At 70.3% G+C, this 20,843-nt stretch carries 19 protein-coding genes; 9 read left to right on the forward strand and 10 right to left on the reverse strand.

Annotation, left to right across the window (positions count from 1 at the left end; translation table 11 throughout):
- Positions 1–14 precede the first annotated feature (14 nt).
- Positions 15–1,079 carry a VanZ family protein gene (locus tag ABCU91_RS03285; RefSeq protein WP_413354778.1) on the forward strand — a complete coding sequence of 355 codons (1,065 nt, stop codon included), beginning with the start codon at positions 15–17 and terminating at the stop codon, positions 1,077–1,079.
- Here the strand turns inward: ABCU91_RS03285 and ABCU91_RS03290 are convergent.
- The 4 genes from ABCU91_RS03290 to ABCU91_RS03305 are packed head-to-tail and all read right to left on the reverse strand — an operon-like array spanning position 1,073 to position 5,809.
- Entirely contained in the window at positions 1,073–1,888 is an 816-nt protein-coding gene (locus ABCU91_RS03290; protein WP_413354779.1) for a hypothetical protein, read from the reverse strand. The two genes, ABCU91_RS03285 and ABCU91_RS03290, sit on opposite strands and share 7 nt — an antisense overlap.
- Entirely contained in the window at positions 1,885–3,099 is a 1,215-nt protein-coding gene (locus ABCU91_RS03295; RefSeq protein ID WP_413354780.1) for an amidohydrolase, read from the reverse strand. Before ABCU91_RS03295 ends, ABCU91_RS03290 begins: the two co-directional genes overlap by 4 nt.
- Before the next feature lie 30 nt (positions 3,100–3,129).
- Positions 3,130–4,134 (reverse strand): LacI family DNA-binding transcriptional regulator, encoded by a 1,005-nt coding sequence (locus ABCU91_RS03300; protein ID WP_413354781.1) that lies wholly within the window; start codon positions 4,132–4,134, stop codon positions 3,130–3,132.
- Between the two features lies 1 nt (position 4,135).
- Positions 4,136–5,809 (reverse strand): glycoside hydrolase family 13 protein, encoded by a 1,674-nt coding sequence (locus tag ABCU91_RS03305; protein WP_413354782.1) that lies wholly within the window; start codon positions 5,807–5,809, stop codon positions 4,136–4,138.
- 64 nt (positions 5,810–5,873) lie between these two features.
- On the opposite strand from ABCU91_RS03305, the gene ABCU91_RS03310 reads away from it, so the two are divergent.
- Positions 5,874–6,392: an adenine phosphoribosyltransferase gene (locus tag ABCU91_RS03310; protein WP_091358335.1), complete on the forward strand. Its 519-nt coding sequence runs from the start codon at positions 5,874–5,876 to the stop codon at positions 6,390–6,392.
- Here the strand turns inward: ABCU91_RS03310 and ABCU91_RS03315 are convergent, their stop codons facing one another.
- Positions 6,393–7,310: a 2-hydroxyacid dehydrogenase gene (locus tag ABCU91_RS03315; protein WP_413354783.1), complete on the reverse strand. Its 918-nt coding sequence runs from the start codon at positions 7,308–7,310 to the stop codon at positions 6,393–6,395.
- A 68-nt stretch (positions 7,311–7,378) separates the two neighbouring features.
- Here ABCU91_RS03315 and ABCU91_RS03320 point away from each other — a divergent pair, with 68 nt between their 5' ends.
- Entirely contained in the window at positions 7,379–9,925 is a 2,547-nt protein-coding gene (locus ABCU91_RS03320) for an ABC transporter (RefSeq protein WP_413354784.1), read from the forward strand.
- Positions 9,926–9,931: 6 nt separating this feature from the next.
- Here the strand turns inward: ABCU91_RS03320 and purQ are convergent, their stop codons facing one another.
- Complete coding sequence (gene purQ, locus ABCU91_RS03325) at positions 9,932–10,639, reverse strand: phosphoribosylformylglycinamidine synthase subunit PurQ (RefSeq protein WP_413354785.1); 708 nt, start codon at positions 10,637–10,639, stop codon at positions 9,932–9,934.
- Positions 10,636–10,881, reverse strand: coding sequence for a phosphoribosylformylglycinamidine synthase subunit PurS (gene purS, locus ABCU91_RS03330; RefSeq protein ID WP_091358349.1), 246 nt, complete (start codon positions 10,879–10,881; stop codon positions 10,636–10,638). Before purS ends, purQ begins: the two co-directional genes overlap by 4 nt.
- Before the next feature lie 230 nt (positions 10,882–11,111).
- On the opposite strand from purS, the gene ABCU91_RS03335 reads away from it, so the two are divergent.
- From ABCU91_RS03335 to ABCU91_RS03355, 5 genes are all read left to right on the forward strand, one after another.
- Complete coding sequence (locus tag ABCU91_RS03335) at positions 11,112–12,386, forward strand: ABC transporter substrate-binding protein (protein ID WP_413354786.1); 1,275 nt, start codon at positions 11,112–11,114, stop codon at positions 12,384–12,386.
- An 81-nt stretch (positions 12,387–12,467) separates the two neighbouring features.
- Positions 12,468–13,496 carry a carbohydrate ABC transporter permease gene (locus ABCU91_RS03340; protein ID WP_413354787.1) on the forward strand — a complete coding sequence of 343 codons (1,029 nt, stop codon included), beginning with the start codon at positions 12,468–12,470 and terminating at the stop codon, positions 13,494–13,496.
- Positions 13,493–14,410, forward strand: coding sequence for a carbohydrate ABC transporter permease (locus tag ABCU91_RS03345; RefSeq protein WP_406922962.1), 918 nt, complete (start codon positions 13,493–13,495; stop codon positions 14,408–14,410). Before ABCU91_RS03340 ends, ABCU91_RS03345 begins: the two co-directional genes overlap by 4 nt.
- A gap of 43 nt (positions 14,411–14,453) precedes the next feature.
- Positions 14,454–15,899, forward strand: coding sequence for a GH1 family beta-glucosidase (locus tag ABCU91_RS03350; protein ID WP_413354788.1), 1,446 nt, complete (start codon positions 14,454–14,456; stop codon positions 15,897–15,899).
- A gap of 62 nt (positions 15,900–15,961) precedes the next feature.
- Complete coding sequence (locus ABCU91_RS03355; protein WP_413354789.1) at positions 15,962–16,984, forward strand: LacI family DNA-binding transcriptional regulator; 1,023 nt, start codon at positions 15,962–15,964, stop codon at positions 16,982–16,984.
- A 3-nt stretch (positions 16,985–16,987) separates the two neighbouring features.
- On the opposite strand, the gene ABCU91_RS03360 is transcribed toward ABCU91_RS03355, so the two are convergent.
- From ABCU91_RS03360 to ABCU91_RS03370, 3 genes are all read right to left on the reverse strand, one after another.
- Positions 16,988–17,863, reverse strand: a complete 876-nt coding sequence (locus tag ABCU91_RS03360) for a VOC family protein (protein WP_413354790.1) — start codon at positions 17,861–17,863, stop codon at positions 16,988–16,990.
- A 38-nt stretch (positions 17,864–17,901) separates the two neighbouring features.
- On the reverse strand, positions 17,902–19,260 hold the full coding sequence (locus ABCU91_RS03365) for a uracil-xanthine permease family protein (protein ID WP_413354791.1): 1,359 nt from the start codon (positions 19,258–19,260) through the stop codon (positions 17,902–17,904).
- Positions 19,261–19,338: 78 nt separating this feature from the next.
- A complete protein-coding gene (locus ABCU91_RS03370; RefSeq protein WP_413354792.1) occupies positions 19,339–20,274 on the reverse strand; it encodes a phosphoribosylaminoimidazolesuccinocarboxamide synthase in 936 nt (311 codons plus the stop codon).
- Here ABCU91_RS03370 and ABCU91_RS03375 point away from each other — a divergent pair.
- Positions 20,273–20,827, forward strand: a complete 555-nt coding sequence (locus ABCU91_RS03375) for a hypothetical protein (protein WP_413354793.1) — start codon at positions 20,273–20,275, stop codon at positions 20,825–20,827. The genes ABCU91_RS03370 and ABCU91_RS03375 overlap by 2 nt on opposite strands.
- The last annotated feature ends 16 nt before the right edge of the window (positions 20,828–20,843 follow it).

The raw sequence follows: 20,843 nt of genomic DNA on the forward strand, positions 1-20,843 counted from the left end.
CCTAGACTCGCCGGGTGAGCGGACAAGTCTTCCCGGGGGTCGTCGCGATCCTGTTCGGGGCGGTCGCCGGGCTCGTCCTCTTCGTCCCCGTCGTCGCCGTCAGCTACCGTCGCCGTGGACGTCTCAGTCTCGGCCGCGTGGCGTTCTGGGCGGCATCCCTCGTCTACTTCCTGGCCATCTGGAGCTACACGCTCCTTCCTCTGCCCGTCTCGGACGACTACCGCTGCTCGGGGGCGGTGCTCTCGTTCGCGCCAACCATCGACGACGTCGCGGCAGCCTTTGCCGACGGGTCGCCGCTGACCGACATCCGACTCCTCCAGGTCGCCTTCAACGTCCTCCTCTTCCTCCCCCTCGGGTTCCTGATTCGGGTCGTGGGGCGTCGGGGCGTCGTCATCGCCACTCTCGTCGGGTTCCTCCTGTCCCTGCTCATCGAGACCACCCAGCTGACCGGGGTGTGGGGATTGTTCCCGTGCGGGTACCGGCTGTTCGACGTGGGTGACCTGCTCACCAACACCCTGGGAGCCGTCGTCGGGTCGATCGTCGCCCTCCTCGTCCCGGCGCGGCTGCGCGGCGTCGAGAGGGCAGCGGATGCCGGTGAGCCCCGCCCGGTCACGCGCGGGCGCCGCCTGCTCGGGGCCGTCTGCGACCTGCTCGGCACGGCCATCCTCGGAGGTGCCGCGGGGACCACGATTCAGCTCTTCCTGCAGTTCGCGCTGCGCCGTGAGGACCTGGTCGCCGACGGGGTCATCGCCGACATCGCCTCGGGATGGGTGCCGATCGCCGTCTGGACCGTCGTCCTCCTCGCGACGGGCCGCACCGTCGGCGACCTGTGCGTCGAGCTGCGTTATGAAGGCGGCCGCCTTCCGGAGCCGGGCGCACGGGCGCTCCGCTTCCTCGGCGGGATCGGCGGCTACCTCCTGCTCAGCGAGCTGGGGGCGGCCCTCGGCATCCTCCCGGTCGTCTTCGTGCTGGTGTGGGCGGTTCTCTTCTTCGCCACCCCCGCCGGGCGCGGGCTACCGGGCGTCATCAGCGGACGACGACTGGTCGATGCGCGCACGACGGCGCCGACCGGTCACTGACCGCGGGCGCGGAACGTGTAGGTGATCGAGGCCACCTTCTGGCCGGACTCGTCGGACTCGACGAAGGCGCTGAATTCGCGCGACCCGTTGCTGTAGAACTTTCCGCGGCCCTCGCCGTAGGTGAGGCGCACGCGGCCGTTCGTGAGCGTGAACTCGTCGAAGGGTCCCTTGCTGCGAGCCTGGTCGAGGCTGTCGCCGACGGCCACGCCGAACTCGTTCGTGACCTGCACGTCCTGGGGGAGCCCCGAGGTCAGCGCGACCCACGTCGGTGCGGGGACCTCGCCCCGGGAGCGGCCGCCGTCGCCGAGGAAGACGTCGTACAGGCGGAACCCCGGCCAGACGTAGATGTCGTACGCCCAGTTCTCGGCGTCGCCGTTGACGAACTCCTCCTTCGGTGCGGTGCCGAAAGCCGTGGTCAGCGCGGCGATCACCGGACCCGAGTCATCGGCCCAGGTGTGGTCGACCGTGCCGTCGGCCGTCTTCACGGTGAAACCGGACCCGTTCACTTCGATGGTGGATGCCGCAGCGGGCGGCTCCTCCTCCACGGGCTCCGACGGCTCGGGGTCCTGCGACGGCGAGGGAGCCGGCTGCGGTGCGGCCTGCGAGGTCGACGGTGCCGGCGGCGCCGCCGTCGTCGGTTCGGTCGCCCGAAGCAGATAGACGCTGACGACCACGATGACGGCGACCAGGAGCACGCCGGCGACCGCGCCGAGGATCATCGGGACGCGGTTCGGGTTCGCGGGCCGCTCGGGCTTCTCGTGCTCTTGCGGGTCGAGGGGGGCGAAGGGCAGCCAGTCGTCGTTGCTCATGTGAGGAACTCCCGCGCCGCGACGGTCAGGGCGTCGACGCCGCGCTCGATGGTCGGGTGCAGGACAGGGGCGAAGAACGGGGAGTGGTTCGTCGGGATGTCACGCGAGATCGTACCGGCAGCAGCGGCATCCGCGTACTGCTGCGGGTCGACGCCGCCCCAGAACCAGTAGACGAGCGGAACGCCGGCCTCCCGGGCGAACCACGAGACGTCCTCGCTGCCGGTGAACATGCCGGGATCCACGACCGTGCCCTCGCCGAACGCGCGGTCCATCGCTGCGGTCAGGCGGGCGGTCGAGTCGACGTCGTTGATGGTGGGCGGCAGGGTGTGGAGCGTCGTGATCGTGGGTTCCTGCTCCGCACCGGATGCCGCGGCCTCGGCGCGGACGACGCGCTCGACGCGTTCGAGGATGTCGGCCCGTGCCTCGTCGTTCGGGTAGCGCAGGCTCAGCTCTAGGGTCGCCTCGGCCGGGATGATGTTGTTCTTCAGGCCGGCGTGGATGGAGCCGACGGTGACGACGGCCATTTCGCGCGGGTCGACCTCGCGCGACACGACGGTCTGCAGGCGCATGACCGTCGCCGCCGCCATGACGATCGGGTCGATCGTCGCGTGGGGACGCGAGCCGTGACCGCCGCGGCCGTGCATCGTGACGGTGATGCCGTCGGATGCCGCCATCTGGGTGCCCGGGCGCACGCCGATCATCCCGGCGGGAAGCGGAGTCAGGTGCTGGCCGAGGACGATGTCGGGCTTCGGGTACCGGTCGAAGACGCCGTCGGCGATCATCGCCTGTGCACCTGCGCCGTACTCCTCGGCGGGCTGGAACACGGCGACGACGGTGCCCGACCACTCGTCACGGGTCGCCTGCAGCTTCTCGAGCGCGCCCAGCAGGGCGGTCACGTGCATGTCGTGGCCGCAGGCGTGCATGACCGGGACGTCCTGGCCGGAAGGGTCGACGCCGCGCGCGGTGCTCGCGTAGGAGAGGCCGGTCTGCTCGGGGACCGGGAGGCCGTCCATGTCGGCGCGGAGCCAGATCACGGGTCCGTCGCCGTTGCGGATCGCGGTGACGACGCCGGTGCGGCCGACGCCCTCCTCGTAGTCGAGGTCGAGCGATGCGAGCTCGCGCGTGATGACTCCGGCCGTCCGGGTCTCCTGGAACGACAGTTCCGGGTGTCGGTGCAGGTCGGTGTAGATCGCTTCGAGGTCGAGAGGCATGACGTCGAGCCTACGGGGACGGGGCCGCCGCTACCTCAGTGAGTCCTCCACGGGAGCCGCCGTCGAGGTCCGCTCGACGAGCTGGAACGCGAGTTCACCGAGCTCCTGCCGCCCCTCGAGCGCGGCGAGGACGGCATCAGCGGCACGCTCGCCCTGTTCGTGCGGGAACTGCGCGATCGTCGTCAGGCCGAAGAAGCCGCCCATCTCGTGCCCGTCGACGCCGATCACCGAGAGATCCCTCGGCACGTCGAGTCCTCGGTCCCTCGCCGCGAACATGGCGCCGAAGGCGATCTCGTCGGATGCCGCGAAGATCGCCGTCGGCGCAGCCGCACCGTCCAACAGTGCGAGTGCGGCGCGATGTCCGCCCTCGATCGTGAAGTCCGCCGCGGCGAAGGGGGCGTCCGGGATGCCGGCATCCGCCATCGCCGAGGTGAAACCGTGCCGGCGCAACGACGGGATGTCGAGGCCCGGGTCCCCCGCGTAGCCCGCGCCGATGTGCGCGATGCGCCGGTGGCCGAGGCTCAGCAGGTGCTCGGTCGCGGCACGGGCCACGGCCAGCTCGTCCACGCGGAGCGCGGGCAGCCGGGGGGTGGTGGCGCCAAGGCCGACGACGGGCAGATCGAGCGCGAGGAGCCGGTCGACCTCGTCGTCGGCGAGGGCCACTGAGAGGACGACGATCCCGTCGACCCGGCCGCGCCGCAGCGACACGTCCAGCACGCCGTCCCGCTGGGACCGCTCGGCGCTCATGCTGTACAGCGTCATGTCGTAGCCCTGCGGTGCGAGGCGGCTCGCGATGCCGTCGAGCACGTTCGCGAAGAACCACCGGTCGAGCAGCGGGACGACGACACCGATGTTCGCGGCACGCCCCGTGGCCAGAGCGGATGCCGCAGCCGAGACCACGTAGCCGAGGTCGGCCGCGGCCGCACGCACGCGGGCGCGGGTCGCATCCGAGATGCGCCCGCGCCCGCTGAGCGCGCGTGAGACGGTCGCCGCCGAGACGCCTGCGGCGCGGGCGACGTCGTCGATGCCGGTCACGTCAGTCCGCGGCGATCCACACCGTGGTGTCGGCCGGCAGCTCGCGCCCCTCGAACGCGTCGCTCTCGACCAGCAGCGTCCCCTTCGGAAGCGCGACCGGGGTCGTGCCCACGTTCGCGATCACCGTGATGTCGCCGTTGCGGAAGGCGATGACGTCCGCGCCGTAGGCGTCCAGCCACTTGAGCGCGCCCGACCCGAGGTCGTGCGCGCGGCGGGTCGCCAGCAGTGTGCGGTACAGCCAGAGGGTCGAGTCCGGCTGGTCCTCCTGCACGTCGCGGGCGAGCGCCGTCCACTCCGCGGGCTGCGGCAGCCAGCTCTCGCCCGTCGCGCTGAAGCCGAACGCGCCCTGATCGGCGGTCCAGGGCAGCGGGACGCGGCATCCGTCACGGCCGTAGCGCTCGCCGTTCGTGCGGAACCAGGTCGGGTCCTCGCGAACGTCGTCGGGCAGCTCCATCGCCTCGGGGAGTCCGAGTTCCTCGCCCTGGTACAGGTACGACGAGCCGGGGAGGGCGAGCATGAGCGCGGTCGCCGCGCGGGCGCGACGAAGTCCCGCGGCGGGATCGGGCTTGCCGGGCGTCTCGGGCCCGACGCCGTGCCCCTGGGGGTGACCGGGCATCGCGAGGCGGGTCGCGTGGCGGATGACGTCGTGGTTCGAGAGAACCCACGTGGCCGGAGCGCCGACGGCGGGGAAGGCGCGCAGGGACTCGCTGATGATCTCGCGCAGCTGCGCGGCATCCCACTCGCTCATCGCGTAGGGGAAGTTGAAGGCCTGGTGCATCTCGTCGGAGCGCACCCACTTGGCGGTCTCGTCGACCGTCGGCAGCCACGCCTCGGCGCAGAGCGCCCGGTCGCCCTCGTACTCGTCGAGCACCCGGTGCCACTCGCGCCACACCTGGTGGACACCCTCCTGGCCCCAGTACGGCACGGGCTCGGCGCCGCCCATCGAGTCGGCCTCGGCCGGCGGGGTGTAGTCGGGCAGACCGTCGGCCTTGATCAGGCCGTGCGCCACGTCCACGCGGAAGCCGTCGACGCCGCGGTCGAGCCAGAAGCGCAGGGTGGCCTCGAACTCGGCGCGCACCTCGGGGTTGGTCCAGTCGAAGTCGGGCTGCGACGTGTCGAACAGGTGCAGGTACCACTGACCGTCGGCAATCCGCGTCCAGGCCGGGCCGCCGAAGACGGATTCCCAGTTGTTGGGGGGAAGTTCGCCGTTCTCGCCCTTGCCGTCGCGGAACATGTAGCGCGCGCGCTCGGGGCTGCCGGGAGCGGCGGCGAGGGCCTGCTGGAACCAGACGTGCTTGTCGGAGGAGTGGTTCGGGACGAGGTCGATGATGACCCGGATGCCGCGGGCGTGAGCGCCCTCGAGCATGTCGTCGAAGTCGCCGAGGGTGCCGAACAGCGGGTCGACGTCACGGTAGTCGGCGACGTCGTAGCCGGCATCCTTCTGGGGAGAGGTGAAGAAGGGGCTCAGCCACACGGCATCGACGCCAAGCGACGCGAGGTCGTCGAGGTGCGACGTGATGCCGGGCAGGTCGCCGATGCCGTCGCCCGAGGCGTCCGCGAAGGAGCGGGGGTAGATCTGGTAGATCACGGCGGTGCGCCACCACTCGGCGCCGGGCCGGCTCTCGCCGATCGGAGCCAGCGTCGAGGTGACGGTCGGGGAGGGGGTCGGAGTCATGCGCGCCAGCCTAGCGCAAGCGCTTGCGCACGCGGTATCAGGCAGGGCGGGTACCCTCGACCCAGTGAATCCCGACGCACTCGCCCGAGCCGAAGCGCTCATCGCGACGATCCCCGACTTCCCCGAACCCGGCATCCTCTTCCGCGACATCTCGCCGCTGCTGGCCGACCCGGCCGGGCTCCGCACGATCGCGATGGCCATGGCCGAGCCGTTCATCGGCTCGTTCGACGTCGTCGCCGGCGTCGAGGCGCGCGGCTTCCTGCTCGCCGGCGCGATCGCGATCGCCTCGGGTACCGGTCTCGCCCCGATCCGCAAGGCGGGCAAGCTTCCGCGTCCCGCCGGCTCGGTGAGCTACGACCTCGAGTACGGCAGCGCGACGATCGAGATGTCGGGCGACCTGTCCTCCGGCGCGCGGGTTCTGCTCGTCGACGACGTCCTCGCCACGGGTGGCACGCTCCGCGCCGGGCAGCAGCTGCTCGAGCAGCTCGGCTACAGCCTCGCCGGCACGTCGGTGCTGATGGAGCTCACCGCACTCGGGGGCCGCTCCGTCTGCGGCCCCGTGCACAGCGTGTTCACCGTCTGATCAGGTCCGGATCACGACGTTCTCGGGCTCCTCGCCCGCGAGCAGATGCCCGATCTGGCGACGCAGCAGCCGCACGATCCGCGGGTGCATCGCGTCGGTCGCCCCGCCGACGTGCGGCGCGATGACGACGCCGTCGAGTGACCACAACGGGTGGTCCGCGGGAAGCGGTTCGGGGTCGGTGACGTCGAGCGCCGCTCGGATGCCGCGGCCCCGGACGTGGGCGACGAGGGCGTCCGTGTCGATCAGCGACCCGCGCCCCACGTTGACGACGAGGGCACCTTCGGGCAGGGCGGCGAGGAACGCGTCGTCGATGATGTGCCGCGTCTGGTCGCCGCCGGGGAGCGAGGTGACGACGATGTCGACGCCGGGGAGGAGGTCCGGCAGCTCGTCGACGCTGTGGACGTGGATGCCGTCCTCGTCCCGCGCGCGGGAGGCGACCGGTACCAGGTCGACCTCGAAGGGGGCGAGGCGTGCGGCGATCGCCTTGCCGACGCCGCCGTAGCCGAGCACCAGGATGCGGCGGTCGGCGAGACCGGTGGCCTGGAACGGCGCCCAGTCGCCCTTCTCCTGCGCGCGGACGAACCGGTCGATGCCGCGCTGCGCCGTGAGCGCCAGGGCGACGGCGAGTTCCGCGGTGGCCGCCTCGTGCACGGTCGTGGCGTTCGCGAACACCGTGCCGGCGGGCACGCGGTCCTCGATGCCCTCGTAGCCGATCGCCTGACCCTGCACGAGTCCGACCTCCACGCCCTCGAGCCGGGCGAGGGGGTCCGGCCCGGACATGTAGGGCGGGACGACGATGTCGATACGGGGGCGGGGGGAGGCGGCATCCATCTTCCAGACGAAGACGTCGGCCCCGTCGATGTCGGAGAGGTCCTCGGCGAGGCGGGCAGAGGGGACGCTGACGCTGATCGAAGCCATGCGTCCGAGGCTATCGCCAGGCCCGGGGCCTCGGCCCGTGCCCGGACCAGGGCACCTAGGCTGGTTCGATGCCGGAAAACCCCCGCGGCGACGCCGATGCCTTCGTCCGTGTGCGCGGGGCGCACGAGAACAACTTGCGGAGCGTCGATGTCGACGTCCCACGCGACGCGATCGTCGCCTTCACGGGCGTGTCGGGCTCGGGCAAGTCCTCGTTGGCTTTCGGGACGATCTTCACCGAGGCGCAGCGCCGCTACCTCGAGTCGGTCGCGCCCTACGCGCGGCGACTGATCCAGCAGGGTCACGACCCGCATGTGGAGTCGATCACGGGCCTGCCGCCCGCCGTCGCCCTGCAGCAGCGGCGAGGTGCGCCGAGTTCGCGCTCCAGCGTGGGCACCGTCACAACGCTGTCGAACTCCCTGCGCATGCTGTTCTCGCGGGCGGGCACGTTCCCGACCGGATTCACGACGCGCCTGGACTCCGACGCGTTCTCGCCGAATACGGCCGCGGGCGCCTGCCCCGAATGTCACGGCGTCGGCGTCGCGCACACCGTGACCGAGGACACGCTCGTGCCCGACCCATCGTTGAGCATCCGCGACGGCGCGATTGCGGCATGGCCGGGGGCGTGGCAGGCGAAGAACCTCCGCGACATCACGATCGCCCTCGGATACGACGTCGATCGCCCGTGGCGCGAACTCGACCAGGCCGACCGCGACTGGCTCCTGTTCACCGACGAGCAGCCCGTCGTGCAGATCACGCCGCAGCGCGACCGTGTCGCCAAGCCCTACAACGGCAGGTTCTGGAGCGCGAAGAAGTTCGTCTTCCACACCCTTGCCGACTCGCAGAGCGCGTCGATGCGGAACCGGGTACTCGCCTTCGTCCGCACCGGCGTCTGCCCGCTCTGCGGCGGCACGGGCCTGCGCCGCGAGGCGCTCGCGGTCACGTTCGCCGGGCACTCGATCGCCGAGCTGAACGCCCTGCCGATCCGCGAGCTCGCCGAGGTCCTGCGTCCGACGACGCAGATCCGGGATGCCGCCCCCGCTCTCCCGACCACCGCGTCCGGTGAGCGCACCGATGTCGCCGTCGCCATCACGACCGACCTCGTCGCCCGCATCCAGGTGCTGCTCGACCTCGGTCTCGGGTACCTCGGCCTCGGGCGCGTCACCACGACCCTCTCGCCCGGCGAGATGCAGCGCCTCCGGCTGGCGACCCAGCTGCGCTCCGGCCTGTTCGGGGTCGTCTACGTTCTCGACGAGCCGTCGGCCGGCCTCCATCCCGACGACGCGGCACCGCTGCTCGACGTCCTCGAGCAGCTCCGCGCCTCGGGCAACTCGGTCTTCGTCGTCGAGCACAACATGGACGTCGTCCGCCGCGCGGACTGGATCGTCGACGTCGGTCCCGGCGCGGGTGAGGCCGGCGGTGCCGTCCTCTACTCGGGCGAGGTCGAGGGGTTGGCTGACGTCGCCGAGTCGGCGACGCGTCCGTTCCTGTTCCCCGGCGACGGCGCATCGGTGCGACGGGAGCGCCGCGAGGCGACCGGCATCCTCTCGCTCGAGGGCGTCTCGCTGCACAACCTGGACGGGCTCGACGTCGCGTTCCCCCTCGGCGTCTTCACGGCGGTCACGGGCGTCTCGGGCTCGGGCAAGTCCACGCTCGTCAGCCGCGTCCTGCGCGAGGTCGTCGATCGTCATCTGCGGGGCGGGTCGGTCGACGAGGCGGATGCCGACGGCCGAGGCGATGCCGACGAGCCGTCCGAGCGCATCGCCGAGGCGACGCTGCCGGCGGCGTCCATCGACACGCTGCGGGTCGGCGCCGTCACCGGCCTGGAGGCCGTCGACCGCCTGGTCCGCGTCGATCAGAAGCCGATCGGTCGCACCCCGCGGTCGAACCTCGCGACCTACACCGGACTGTTCGACGCCGTCCGCGCGGTCTTCGCGGGCACCGAGCTCGCGCGCGAACGCGGGTACACACCCGGCCGGTTCTCGTTCAACGTCGCGGGCGGCCGCTGCGAGACGTGCCTGGGAGAGGGTTACGTCACCGTCGAGCTCCTCTTCCTGCCCGGCAGCTACGGCCGGTGCCCGACCTGCCACGGTGCGCGCTACAACCCCGAGACGCTTGAGGTCACCTACGACGGCAAGACCGTCGCCGACGTCCTCGCGATGACCGTGGACGAGGCGGCGACGTTCCTCGCGGGGGTGCCCGCGGCATCCCGGAGCCTCCGCACCCTGCAGGACGTCGGTCTCGGCTACCTCCGCCTCGGCCAGCCGGCGACCGAGCTCTCGGGCGGCGAGGCGCAGCGGATCAAGCTCGCGACCGAGCTGCAGCGGGCGCGGCGCGGCCACACGCTGTACCTCCTCGACGAGCCGACGACCGGCCTGCACCCCGCCGACGTCCGGCGGCTGTTGGCGCAGCTGAACGCCCTCGTCGACGCCGGCGACACCGTCGTCGTGGTCGAGCACGACATGGACGTCGTCGCGGCGGCCGACTGGGTCATCGACCTCGGTCCGTCGGGTGGAGACGCCGGCGGTCGCATCGTCGCCGAAGGGACGCCGGAAGCCGTCGCGGCAGAACCCGACAGTCGGACGGCACCGCACCTCGCCCGCAGGCTGGGCGGCTGAGCCGGGTCAGGCCGCGGCTTGCACGACGGCCGAGACGGCTGCCGTGAAGAACCGCAGCCCGTCGACGCCCGACCGCATCGCTGCGGCGGTGTCGGGCCCGAAGCCGGGCTCGATCGCGTGCTCCGGGTGCGGCATGAGCCCGACGACATTGCCCTGCTCGTTCGTGAGCCCCGCGATGTCGTCGATCGACCCGTTCGGGTTGACGCCCGCGTAGCGGAACGCCACCAGGTTCTCGCCCTGGATACGCGCGAGAGTCTCGTCGGAGGCGATGTAACCGCCGTCCGCGTTCTTCAGCGGGATGACGATCTCCTGGCCGCGGCGGAACTCGTTCGTCCACGCGGTGTCGGCGTTCTCGACCACGAGGCGCTGGTCGCGGCGGATGAACTGCTGGTGCGCGTTGCGGATCAGGCCGCCCGGCAGCAGGTGGGCCTCGACGAGCATCTGGAATCCGTTGCAGATGCCGAGGATCGGCATCCCTTTGGCCGCGGCATCCTTCACCTCGGACATGATCGGCGCGAGCGCGGCGATCGCGCCTGCGCGCAGATAGTCGCCGTAGCTGAAGCCGCCCGGCAGGACGAGGGCGTCGACGCCCTCGAGGTCGTGCGAGCCGTGCCAGAGGGCGACGGGCTCGGCGCCGGCGAGGCGGACGGCGCGGCGGGCGTCGCCGTCGTCGAGCGAGCCGGGGAAGGTGATGACCCCGACGCGGACGGTCACTCGACGACCTCGATGCCGACGACGTCCTCGATCACGGAGTTCGAGAGGATCTCCTCGGCGATCGTGCGGACTGCGGCGAGGGTCTGCTCGTCGGCCGTCTCGACGGTGAGCTCGAAGCGCTTGCCGATCCGGACGTCGCCGAATCCGGCGTGGCCGAGGCGCTGCAGCGCTCCGGCGACGGCCTTCCCCTGCGGGTCCAGGAGCTCGGCCTTGGGCATGACGTCGACGACGATGGTGGGCATCAGAAAGCTCCGGGATGTCGCGGGCAGGGGTGCGCGACCAGTCTAGAGCCCGACGTGCCCGCGCACCGTCCGCGGGGCACGGCGCTCGTGACCAAACCGTGATCGCTGTCATGGGAGCGCTCCCTTGACAGTCGTGAGAGCGATCCCATAACGTCGTCATCACTCGATGAGAGCGCTCCCATGTGGAGACCCTTGCACCTTGCTCTCGCCACACCACAAAGGAGTGTTCTGTGAACGCACGCGCCCTGCGCCGCGTCGGCCTGATCGCCGGCGTCGCCGCCACCTCCGCTCTCGTCCTCGCCGGCTGCGCCGGCGGCGGCGACCAGGGCGGCACCGGAGCGGAAGGCGAGAAGGTCACACTGACCATCGCCACCTTCAACAACTTCGGCTACACCGACGAGTTCCTCCAGAAGTACGAGGACGAGAACCCGAACGTCACGATCGTCCACAACAAGGCGGCCGAGTCGGGTGACGCCCGCAAGAACTTCTTCCAGAAGCTCGGCAAGGGCGGTCTCGCCGACATCGAGGCCGTCGAGGTCGACTGGCTCAGCGAGGCCATGCAGTACTCCGATCTGCTCGCCCCCGTCCCCGACGACCTCAAGGGCCGTTGGCTGGACTGGAAGGAGAAGGCCGCGACGGACCCCGAGGGGAACCTCATCGGCTACGGCACCGACATCGGCCCGCAGGCGATCTGCTACCGGTCGGACCTCTTCGAGGCCGCCGGCCTGCCGTCGGAGCCCGCCGAGGTCGAGGCGCTGTTCGACGGCGACTGGAGCAACTACTTCGACGTGGCGGACCAGTACCGCGAGGCGTCCGGCAAGGCCATGATCGACTCGGCCAACTCGGTGCTGCAGGGCATCGTCAACCAGATCGAGTACACCTACGACAAGCCGGACGGCTCCGTCATCGCGACCTCGAACCCCGAGATCGCCGACGCCTACAAGAGCGTCGTCGAGCGCGCCGTGCCGAACTCGGCCTACTCCGCGCAGTGGGGCGACGACTGGATCGCGTCTTTCCAGGGCGACGACTTCGCGACGGTCCTCTGCCCCGGCTGGATGCAGGGCATCATCTCCGGCTACGCGCCCGACCAGAAGAACTGGAAGATCGCGAACACCTTCCCGGGCGGTGGCGGCAACTGGGGCGGCTCGTACCTGACCATTCCTGCCAACGGCAAGAACGTGAAGGAAGCGCAGAAGCTCGCCGACTGGCTGTCCGCTCCTGAGCAGCAGGTCGAGGCGTTCGTCAACGTCGGCGCGTTCCCCAGCCAGGTCGACGCGTACGAGAACGCCGACCTGACGGGTTACGTCAACGACTACTACAACGGCGCGAAGACCGGCGAGATCGGCGCGGACCGCGCAGAGGCCGTCACGGTCCTCCCGTTCAAGAGCGCGGACTACTTCAAGTACCACGACGCGCTCCAGAACGCCGTGAACCGCGTCTTCGACAAGTCCGAGTCCGAGGATGCCGCGTGGAAGACCTGGGTCTCCGAGGTCGAGGCCTTCTGATCCACTCCTGACGGGGATGCCGGCCGCGCTCTGCGACGGCCGGCATCCCTTTCCATCGCTCGACCACCACGGAGACGACTCGTGACCACCACCGACATCCGCCCACAGACCCCCGTGGACGAGCGGCCCACCGCCGGGGACCGTCCGATCCGTGTGCTCTCCTTCCGTCAGCGGCTCAGCCGCTGGGACGTGAAGGTCTCGCCCTATCTCTACATCTCGCCCTTCTTCATCCTGTTCGCGATCGTCGGCCTGTTCCCTATCGGGTTCACCGCGGTGATCTCGTTCCAGGAGTGGGATCTCATCCGCGACTCCGGCACCTTCGTCGGATTCGACCAGTACGCCTGGATCCTGAACGACCCGAAGTTCTGGGTCGCCCTCCGCAACACTTTCAGCATCTTCCTGCTCTCGACGGTCCCGCAGCTGCTCCTGGCGCTGTTCATCGCCGCGATGCTGGACCGCAACATCCGCGCCAAGACGTTCTGGCGCATGAGCGTGCTGCTTCCCTTCGTCATGGCTCCCGTCGCTGTGGCGCTGATCTTCAGCAACATGTTCGGCGACGTCCATGGTCTCGTGAACAACGCGCTCACGAGCATCGGGCTCGAGCCCATCGCTTGGCACAAGGACCCGTTCTGGAGCCACGTCGCGATCTCGACCATGGTGAACTTCCGCTGGACCGGGTACAACGCCCTGATCCTTCTCGCCGCCATGCAGGCCGTTCCCCGCGAGTACTACGAGGCGGCGACCGTCGACGGAGCCGGCGCGTTCCGCCAGTTCGTCAGCATCACCCTGCCGTCGCTGCGGCCGACCCTCATCTTCGTCATCATCACCTCGACGATCGGCGGACTGCAGATCTTCGACGAGCCACGCATGTTCGACAACACCGGCGAGGGCGGACCCGCCCAGCAGTGGCTGACGATCACCCTGTACCTCTACAACATCGGCTGGGGCGAGTTCAATTTCGGCCGCGCCGCCGCCCTCGCGTGGATCCTCTTCATCATCATCGTGGTGATCGGTCTCGCGAACCTCCTCATCACCCGCCGCCTCGTCCGCGACGAGGGCGGCCGCGGCGTGAAAGCGCCGCGACGCGCACGGAAGGATGCCGCACGATGACCACCGTCAGCGAGCCGCCCCTGGCCATCGTCGAAGAGAACATCCCGAACGCCGCCCGACGTCGTCGCGGCGAGCGGACCACCCGCATCCGCGGCGTGCGCGCCGGCTTCTGGGTCTACGTCGGACTCGGCGTCGTCGCCGTCTCGGCGATCTTCCCCTACTACTGGTCGTTCCTCATCGGTTCGGGCGATCAGTTCACGATCAACGACCCGAACATGTCGTGGATCCCCGGCGCCAACTTCGTGACCAACGCCCTCTCGGTCATGAACGATCCGGCCGTCAACTTCTGGCTGGCCCTGTGGAACTCGGTCTTCAGTTCGACGCTGATCGCGGCGTCGGTCGTCGTCTTCTCGACGCTCGCCGGCTGGGCGTTCGCGAAGCTGCGCTTCCGCGGGAGCAAGTTCCTGCTGGCCTTCGTCGTCGCCACCATGGCCGTCCCGATGCAGCTCGGCGTCGTCCCGCTGTACATCCTGTTCGCCGACATGGGGTGGACCGGCACGATCGGCGCCATCATCGTCCCGGCCCTGACGAGCGCGTTCGGGGTGTTCTGGATGACGCAGTACATCGGCCAGACGGTGCCCGACGAGCTCATCGAGGCGGCACGCGTCGACGGAGCCAGTCAGATCCGCACGTTCTGGACCGTCGGTGTGACGGCCGCGCGTCCCGCCGCCGCGATGCTGTTCCTCTTCACCTTCGTGGGCGCGTGGAACCAGTTCTTCTGGCCGTTCATCGTGCTCGACCGCGAGAGCCCGACCCTGCCGGTCGCCCTCTCGCTGCTGCAGGCGAACTACTTCGTCGACTACTCCAAGGTGCTTGCGGGCGTGCTCCTCGCGACCGTGCCCCTCATCCTGCTGTTCGTCTTCGCCGGCAAGCAGCTCGTCAGCGGCATCATGGCCGGCGCGGTCAAGGGCTGACGGCCTCACCGTGAACGTCCTTTCGCAGGAGTACTCTGCCCCCGTGTCCGCACCCGCCCTTCGCCCGTTCCCGACCGGCTTCCTCTTCGGCGCCGCGACCGCCGCCTACCAGATCGAGGGAGCCGCCTTCGAAGACGGTCGCACCGCATCGATCTGGGACGCGTTCAGCCGTGTGCCCGGCGCGGTGATCAACGCCGACAACGGTGACGTCGCCTGCGATCACTACCACCGCTACCGCGGTGACGTCGCTCTCATGAAGGAGCTCGGCCTCGACACGTACCGGTTCTCGACGTCGTGGTCGCGCGTTCGCCCCGACGGGGGAGCGGTCAATCCGAAGGGCGTCGACTTCTACGAGCGTCTCGTCGACGAGCTCCTGGCCGCCGGCATCCGTCCCTGGCTCACGCTCTACCACTGGGACCTGCCGCAGGCGCTCGAGGAGCGCGGCGGGTGGACGGCGCGCGAGGCGAGCGAGCGGTTCGCCGAGTACGCGCTGACGGTGCACGACGCCCTCGGGGATCGCGTCACCGACTGGACCACCCTGAACGAGCCGTGGTGCTCGTCGTTCCTCAGTTACACGGGTGGGATCCACGCCCCCGGCCGGTTCAGCATCGGTGACGGGATGCTGGCGTCCCACCACCTGCTGCGCGGACACGGTCTCGTCGTCGACGAATTGCGCCGCCGCGACCCCGCGCTGAACCTCGGGATCACGCTGAACCTCACGGTCGCCGAGGCCGCCGATCCGGCCAAGCCCGACGACGTCGACGCCGCGCGTCGCATCGACGGGCAGTTCAACCGGTGGTTCCTCGATCCGATCTTCCGTGGGAGCTACCCCGCCGACATCGTCGAGGACATCCGCGCCGTCGATGCCGACGAGGTGGCCCGCTTCGAGGCGGCGGTCCTCCCCGGCGACCTCGACACCATCTCGCAGCGGCTGGATGTGCTGGGCGTGAACTACTACCACGGCGAGTTCGTCGGCGGCACGGCCCCGGCCGACCCGCCCCTTCCGGGCGATGCCCCGACCGACCGCGTCGTGGGGTCGCCATGGCCGGCGGGCGACGGCATCCACTGGTACGAGCGCGGACTGCCGCGTACGGCGATGCACTGGGAGGTGCAGCCGGCAGGGCTGACGACACTGCTCGAGCGGGTGTGGGACGAGTACGCGAAGGATGCCGGTACCGCGTTGTTCGTGACAGAGAACGGGGCCGCCTACGACGACGAGACCGTCGTCGAGGGCGGCGAGACCCGGGTGCACGACGCGGACCGGGTCGAGTTCCTCCGGGGTCATCTCGGGGCGATCCTGGATGCCGCTGACGCAGGTGTGGACGTGCGCGGGTACTTCTACTGGTCGCTCATGGACAACTTCGAGTGGGCCTGGGGGTACGACAAGCGCTTCGGGCTCATCCGCGTCGACTACGACACCCAGGAACGGACGTTCAAGGACAGCGCGCTGGAGTATCGTCGGGTCATCGCCGACCGAGCGATCGACTGATTGCACTTCCCGAGGTGACCGTGTCCGAAACCCTTCACTCGCCGGTGACGAGCGGCCCCTCGGTGACGATTCCTGCGCCCGGAACGCTCGCGTCGCCGGTCACGATCGAAGAGGTCGCCGCCGCGGCGGGGGTGTCCCGCTCCACCGTCTCGCGCGTCGTGAACGGGTCGACCGCCGTCAGTCCTGCCGCGCTCGCCGCCGTCCGCCGGGCGATCGACGAGCTCAACTACGTGCCCAATCGTGCGGCGCGGTCGCTGGCCAGCCGGGCGACGATGGCGATCGCCCTCGTCGTTCCCGAGGACACGACCCGCTTCTTCGGCGACCCGTTCTTCGCGGCGATCGTCAGCGGCATCAACACGCGGGTCTCGAAGTCGGACTACGTGCTCAACCTGATCATCGCGAGCGACGATCCGGACGACAAGGCGACGGCGTACCTCCGCAGCGGTGCCGTCGACGGGGCGATCATCGTCTCGCACCACACGAGCGACGCTTTCATCGACCGCATCGCCGCCGCGATGCCCGTCGTCTACGGCGGCCGTCCCGTCCGGGAGCGAGAACGGGACTATTACGTCGACGTCGACAACGTCGAAGGCGGCCGCCTCGCGACGCAGCATCTGATCGACCAGGGTCGCACGCGGCTGGCGACGATCACCGGCCCGACGACGATGCCCGGTGGCATCGACCGTCTGACGGGGTTCCTCGAAGCGCTGGATGCCGCGGGCCTGGCACCCGTCGCGGTCGAGGACGGCGACTTCACCGCCGCAGCCGGCGCCGCGGCCGTCCGGCGGATCCTCGAATCCGGCGCGGAATTCGACGGTCTCTTCGCGGCGAGCGACCTCATGGCGCGGGGAACCCTCGTCGAGCTGGCTCGTGCGGGACTCCGCGTCCCCGAGGACGTCGCGATCGTCGGGTACGACGACTCGCCGGTGGCCACGTCGGTCTCGCCGACGCTCACCACCGTGCGGCAGCCCTCGCTGCAGCAGGGCGAGGTCATGGCCGATGTCCTGCTGACGCTCCTGGCCGGCGGATTCCCGCCCCACGAGACGCTGCTCGACACGCAGCTGGTCGTGCGCGAATCCGCCTGAGGCCTACAGCGCCACGCCGGCGTGGAGGGTGTTGCGCCACGGGTCGGTGAACGAGACCGTCCGACCGTCGTCGGCGACCTGCACGCCGTGATGGCTCAGGCGTTCACCGAGCTCGCCGAGCGCGTCCTGATCGGGCAGGGTGAGGTCGACCCGGCCGAGCCCGAGGGCCGGCGTGCGCGGTCCCGCACCGCGCGAGTTCCACACGTTCATCGCCATGTGGTGGTGGTAGCCGCCCGCGCTCACGAAAAGGGCGGACCCGCCGAGTTCCGCCGTCACATCGAAGCCGAGCGCGTCGACGTAGAACGCTCGGGCGGTCCGCACGTCGCCCACGGAGAGGTGGACGTGACCGACGGATGCCGCATCGTCGGCGCTCGCGCCCTGGGCCGCGGCATCCGTCAGATGCTCACGGAGGAACGCGTTCGGGTCGAGGTACAGGGTGTCCATCTCGACCTGGCCGTGGGTCCAAGACCACTCGGTGCGCTCGCGGTCCCAGTAGAGCTCGATGCCGTTGCCCTCGGGGTCGGTGGCGTAGAACGCCTGGCTCACGAGGTGGTCGGCGCTGCCGGTGAACGACTGCGGAGCGTGCTGCGCGAGCGAGAACAGCGCGGCGGCCAGCGCCGCCTGGGATTCGAAGAGGATCGCGGTGTGGAACAGGCCCGCGGCGCCGGCCGGGGCGTGCCGGAGCGACGGCTCGTGGCGGAGGATGACGATCGGACGTCGGGCGCGGCCCAGTGTGACGGTGTCGCCCGCCGCGTCGAGCACTGTCAGCGTGACGACGTCGCGGTAGTACCGCGTCATCCCGTCGAGGTCGCCGACGAGCAGGGTGACGGCCCCCATCGCGGTGGTGGGGGCGAGCCGGTCGAGCGCGGACGTATTCATGTGAATATGGAACGCGTCGGCACCCGAGGTTGTTCCCGTCAGTCCGGGTCGCCGCCGAGCTGACCGATCGGGACGATGGGACCGCCGTCATCCGCTCCCGTCTTGCGAGCCCGGGCGATCGCGTTGCCGGCGTGGTAGATCACGAGGGCGGCGACGGTGCCGAGCACGATGCCGCCGAACTGCAGCTGACCGAGGTCCATCGTGAAGTTCGCGATCGCGATGACGAAGGCGACGGCGACCGTGTACTGGTTGACGGGCCGCGAGAAGTCCACCTGGTTGTCGACCCAGATCTTGATGCCGATGACCCCGATGAGACCGTAGAGCGCGGTCGTGACGCCGCCGATGACGCCGCTCGGGATCGTGAAGAGCACGGCGCCGACGACGGGCGAGAACGAGAGCAGCACGGCGATGATGCCGGCCACCCAGTACGCCGCCGTCGAGTAGATGCGGGTCGCCGCCATGACGCCGATGTTCTCGCCGTAGGTGGTCGTGCCCGAGCCGCCGAACGCACCGGCGAGGGTCGTCGCGAGACCGTCGGCGAGGAGGGCGCGGCCGGTGCGCTTGTTGACCGTGGGGTCCCCGGTCATCGTCGCGACACCGCGCACGTGGCCGACGTTCTCGGCCACGAGGACGAGCACGACGGGCAGGAACATCGGCAGGAGTCCCCAGGCCACCGGATCCCCGAAGGACGGCAGGTGGAAGGTCGGCAGACCGACCCACTGGTTGCTCTCGATGAGTGCGGTCACGCCCGAGAAGTCGACCTTGCCCATGATCAGTGCGGCGATGTAGCCGACGACGACGCCGAGGAAGATCGACACGCGTCCGAGGATGCCGCGGAAGAGCACCGCGAACAGGATGCACGCGACGAGGGTGATCGTCGCGAGCACGGCGTCGGTCTGGAAGTTGTTCCACGCGGCCGGCGCCAGGTTGAGGCCGATGAGGGCGACGATCGCGCCCGAGACGACCGGCGGCATGAGCTTCTCGAGCCAGCGCGTTCCCGTCGCCTGAACGAGGAAGCCGATGCCGGCGAGCAGGATGCCGGCGACGAACACGCCGACGAGCGCCTGACCGATCTGCTCGGGGCTGTCGAGCGGCTTGCCCTGGCCCGGGCCGAAGGCGGTGATCGGCGCGATGAACGCGAACGACGAGCCGAGGTAGCTGGGCAGCTTGTTGCGCGTGAGGATCAGGAACAGGAGCGTCCCGAGTCCCGAGAACAGCAGCGTCGTGCTGACGGGGAAGCCCGTCAGCAGCGGCACGAGGAACGTCGCGCCGAACATGGCCACGACGTGCTGCGCGCCGATCGCGATCGTGCTGCCCCAGCCGAGACGCTCGCTCGGGGTGACGACGGCTCCGGGGGCGACGCGGCGTCCGTCGCCGTGAAGGGTCCAGATGGGCATGCGCGTGCTCCTCAGATGGTGGGGGATGCCTGGGGTCAGGCTACCTGGGAGCGGGCTGTGCGCGCGGGAGCGACGCCGTCAGGACGTGAGGCGCTCGAGGAGCTCGCGGTACTTCGCGGCCGTCTGCGCGACGACGTCGGCGGGGACGGTGGGAGGCGTGCCCTGCTGGGCCCAGTTCGCCGCCAGCCAGTCGCGGACGATCTGCTTGTCGAAGCTCGCCATGCGTTCGGCCGGCGTCGAGCCGGTGCGCCAGGTCTCGGCATCCCAGTACCGTGACGAGTCGCTCGTCAGGACCTCGTCGGCGAGGGTCAGGACGCCGTCGGCGTCGTAACCGAACTCGAACTTCGTGTCGGCGAGGATCAGCCCCTTCGCCTCGGCGAGGGCGGCAGCCCGGCGGTAGATCTCGAGCGACGCGTCGCGCAGCGCGGCCGCGCGGGCCTCGCCGACGAGCTCGACACTGCGCTCGAACGAGATGTTCTCGTCGTGCTCGCCGAGCGGTGCCTTGTAGGCAGGTGTGTAGATCGGCTCGGGCAGGCGATCGCCGTTGTGCAGGCCCGACGGGAGCGGGATGCCGCAGACCGTGCCGTCGGCCTGATACTCGGCCCAGCCCGACCCGGTGAGATAGCCGCGGACGACGCACTCGATCGGCTGCATGTCGAGCTCGCGGACCACCATGGCGCGGCCGTCGACCTCGGCGGGCGGTTCGGCGCCCTCGATCAGGTGGTTCGGGATCGGCCGGCCGCCGTCGGCACCGGCGAGCTGCGCGAACCACCACAGGCTCAGGCGGGTGAGGAGCTCGCCCTTACCCGGGATGCCGGGGTCGAGCACGTGGTCGAACGCGCTGACGCGGTCGCTGGCGACCACCAGCATCCGTCCGTCCGTCCCGTCGGCGGGGCGGTGCAGGTCCCGGACCTTGCCCGAGTACACGTGGGTCCATCCGGGCAGGGCAGTCGCGGCATCCGTCACCCGGCCATTATCGCGGGCGGCGCGGGCCCATGCGTACCCTGTCGTCATGCGCCGCCCGCTCCTCGCCCTGACCGCCCTCGCGCTGTCGCTCGGTCTGAGCGGCTGTGTCTCGACGACCGGGGTCGATGACGCGGTGCCCTCGCCAGTCCCGTCCGTATCCGTCGTCGAGCCGTCGTCGTCGCCCTCTCCGTCGCCCTCCCCGTCCCCACCGGTGGAGGAGCCTGCCGATCCGTCCTACCGGGTTCCCGACGAGAGCCCGCTCGAAGCGACCCGCCTCGTGTTCGACGGCGATGCGGTCGGCGTCGAACCCCGGACCGCCCTGAACGTGGCGGCAAGCGCTGTGCGGGAGCAGGAGTACACCCTCGACTTCGACTGCATCCCCCGAGACGCGACCATCACCCTGTCGCTGAGTCCCGCGGCCGGCGAAGACGATCCGCCGGTGACGATCAAGGGACCCATCACCGTGACACAGGGATGCGGTGCCCCGGGTCGTGTGACGGGGATCACGGTCAGCCGGATGGTGGGAATCCAGATCACGGCGATCACCGACGGCGTCGATCACGCGTGGGCCGTCCTCCGAGCCACCGACGCCGCCGGATGATCCGGGGAAGAGGCGT

The sequence above is a fragment of the Microbacterium phoenicis genome (genome assembly GCF_047302325.1).
Taxonomy (GTDB): Bacteria; Actinomycetota; Actinomycetes; order Actinomycetales; family Microbacteriaceae; genus Microbacterium.

Coding starts and splice junctions, on each gene's coding strand:
- ABCU91_RS03290 (WP_413354779.1), bottom strand. CDS start 1,888: ATGAGCAACGACGACTGGCTGCCCTTCGCCCCCCTCGACCCGCAAGAG.
- ABCU91_RS03295 (WP_413354780.1), bottom strand. CDS start 3,099: ATGCCTCTCGACCTCGAAGCGATCTACACCGACCTGCACCGACACCCG.
- ABCU91_RS03305 (WP_413354782.1), bottom strand. CDS start 5,809: ATGACTCCGACCCCCTCCCCGACCGTCACCTCGACGCTGGCTCCGATC.
- ABCU91_RS03315 (WP_413354783.1), bottom strand. CDS start 7,310: ATGGCTTCGATCAGCGTCAGCGTCCCCTCTGCCCGCCTCGCCGAGGAC.
- ABCU91_RS03320 (WP_413354784.1), top strand. CDS start 7,379: ATGCCGGAAAACCCCCGCGGCGACGCCGATGCCTTCGTCCGTGTGCGC.
- purS (WP_091358349.1), bottom strand. CDS start 10,881: ATGCCCACCATCGTCGTCGACGTCATGCCCAAGGCCGAGCTCCTGGAC.
- ABCU91_RS03345 (WP_406922962.1), top strand. CDS start 13,493: ATGACCACCGTCAGCGAGCCGCCCCTGGCCATCGTCGAAGAGAACATC.
- ABCU91_RS03360 (WP_413354790.1), bottom strand. CDS start 17,863: ATGAATACGTCCGCGCTCGACCGGCTCGCCCCCACCACCGCGATGGGG.
- ABCU91_RS03365 (WP_413354791.1), bottom strand. CDS start 19,260: ATGCCCATCTGGACCCTTCACGGCGACGGACGCCGCGTCGCCCCCGGA.
- ABCU91_RS03375 (WP_413354793.1), top strand. CDS start 20,273: ATGCGCCGCCCGCTCCTCGCCCTGACCGCCCTCGCGCTGTCGCTCGGT.
- ABCU91_RS03370 (WP_413354792.1), bottom strand. CDS start 20,274: ATGACGACAGGGTACGCATGGGCCCGCGCCGCCCGCGATAATGGCCGG.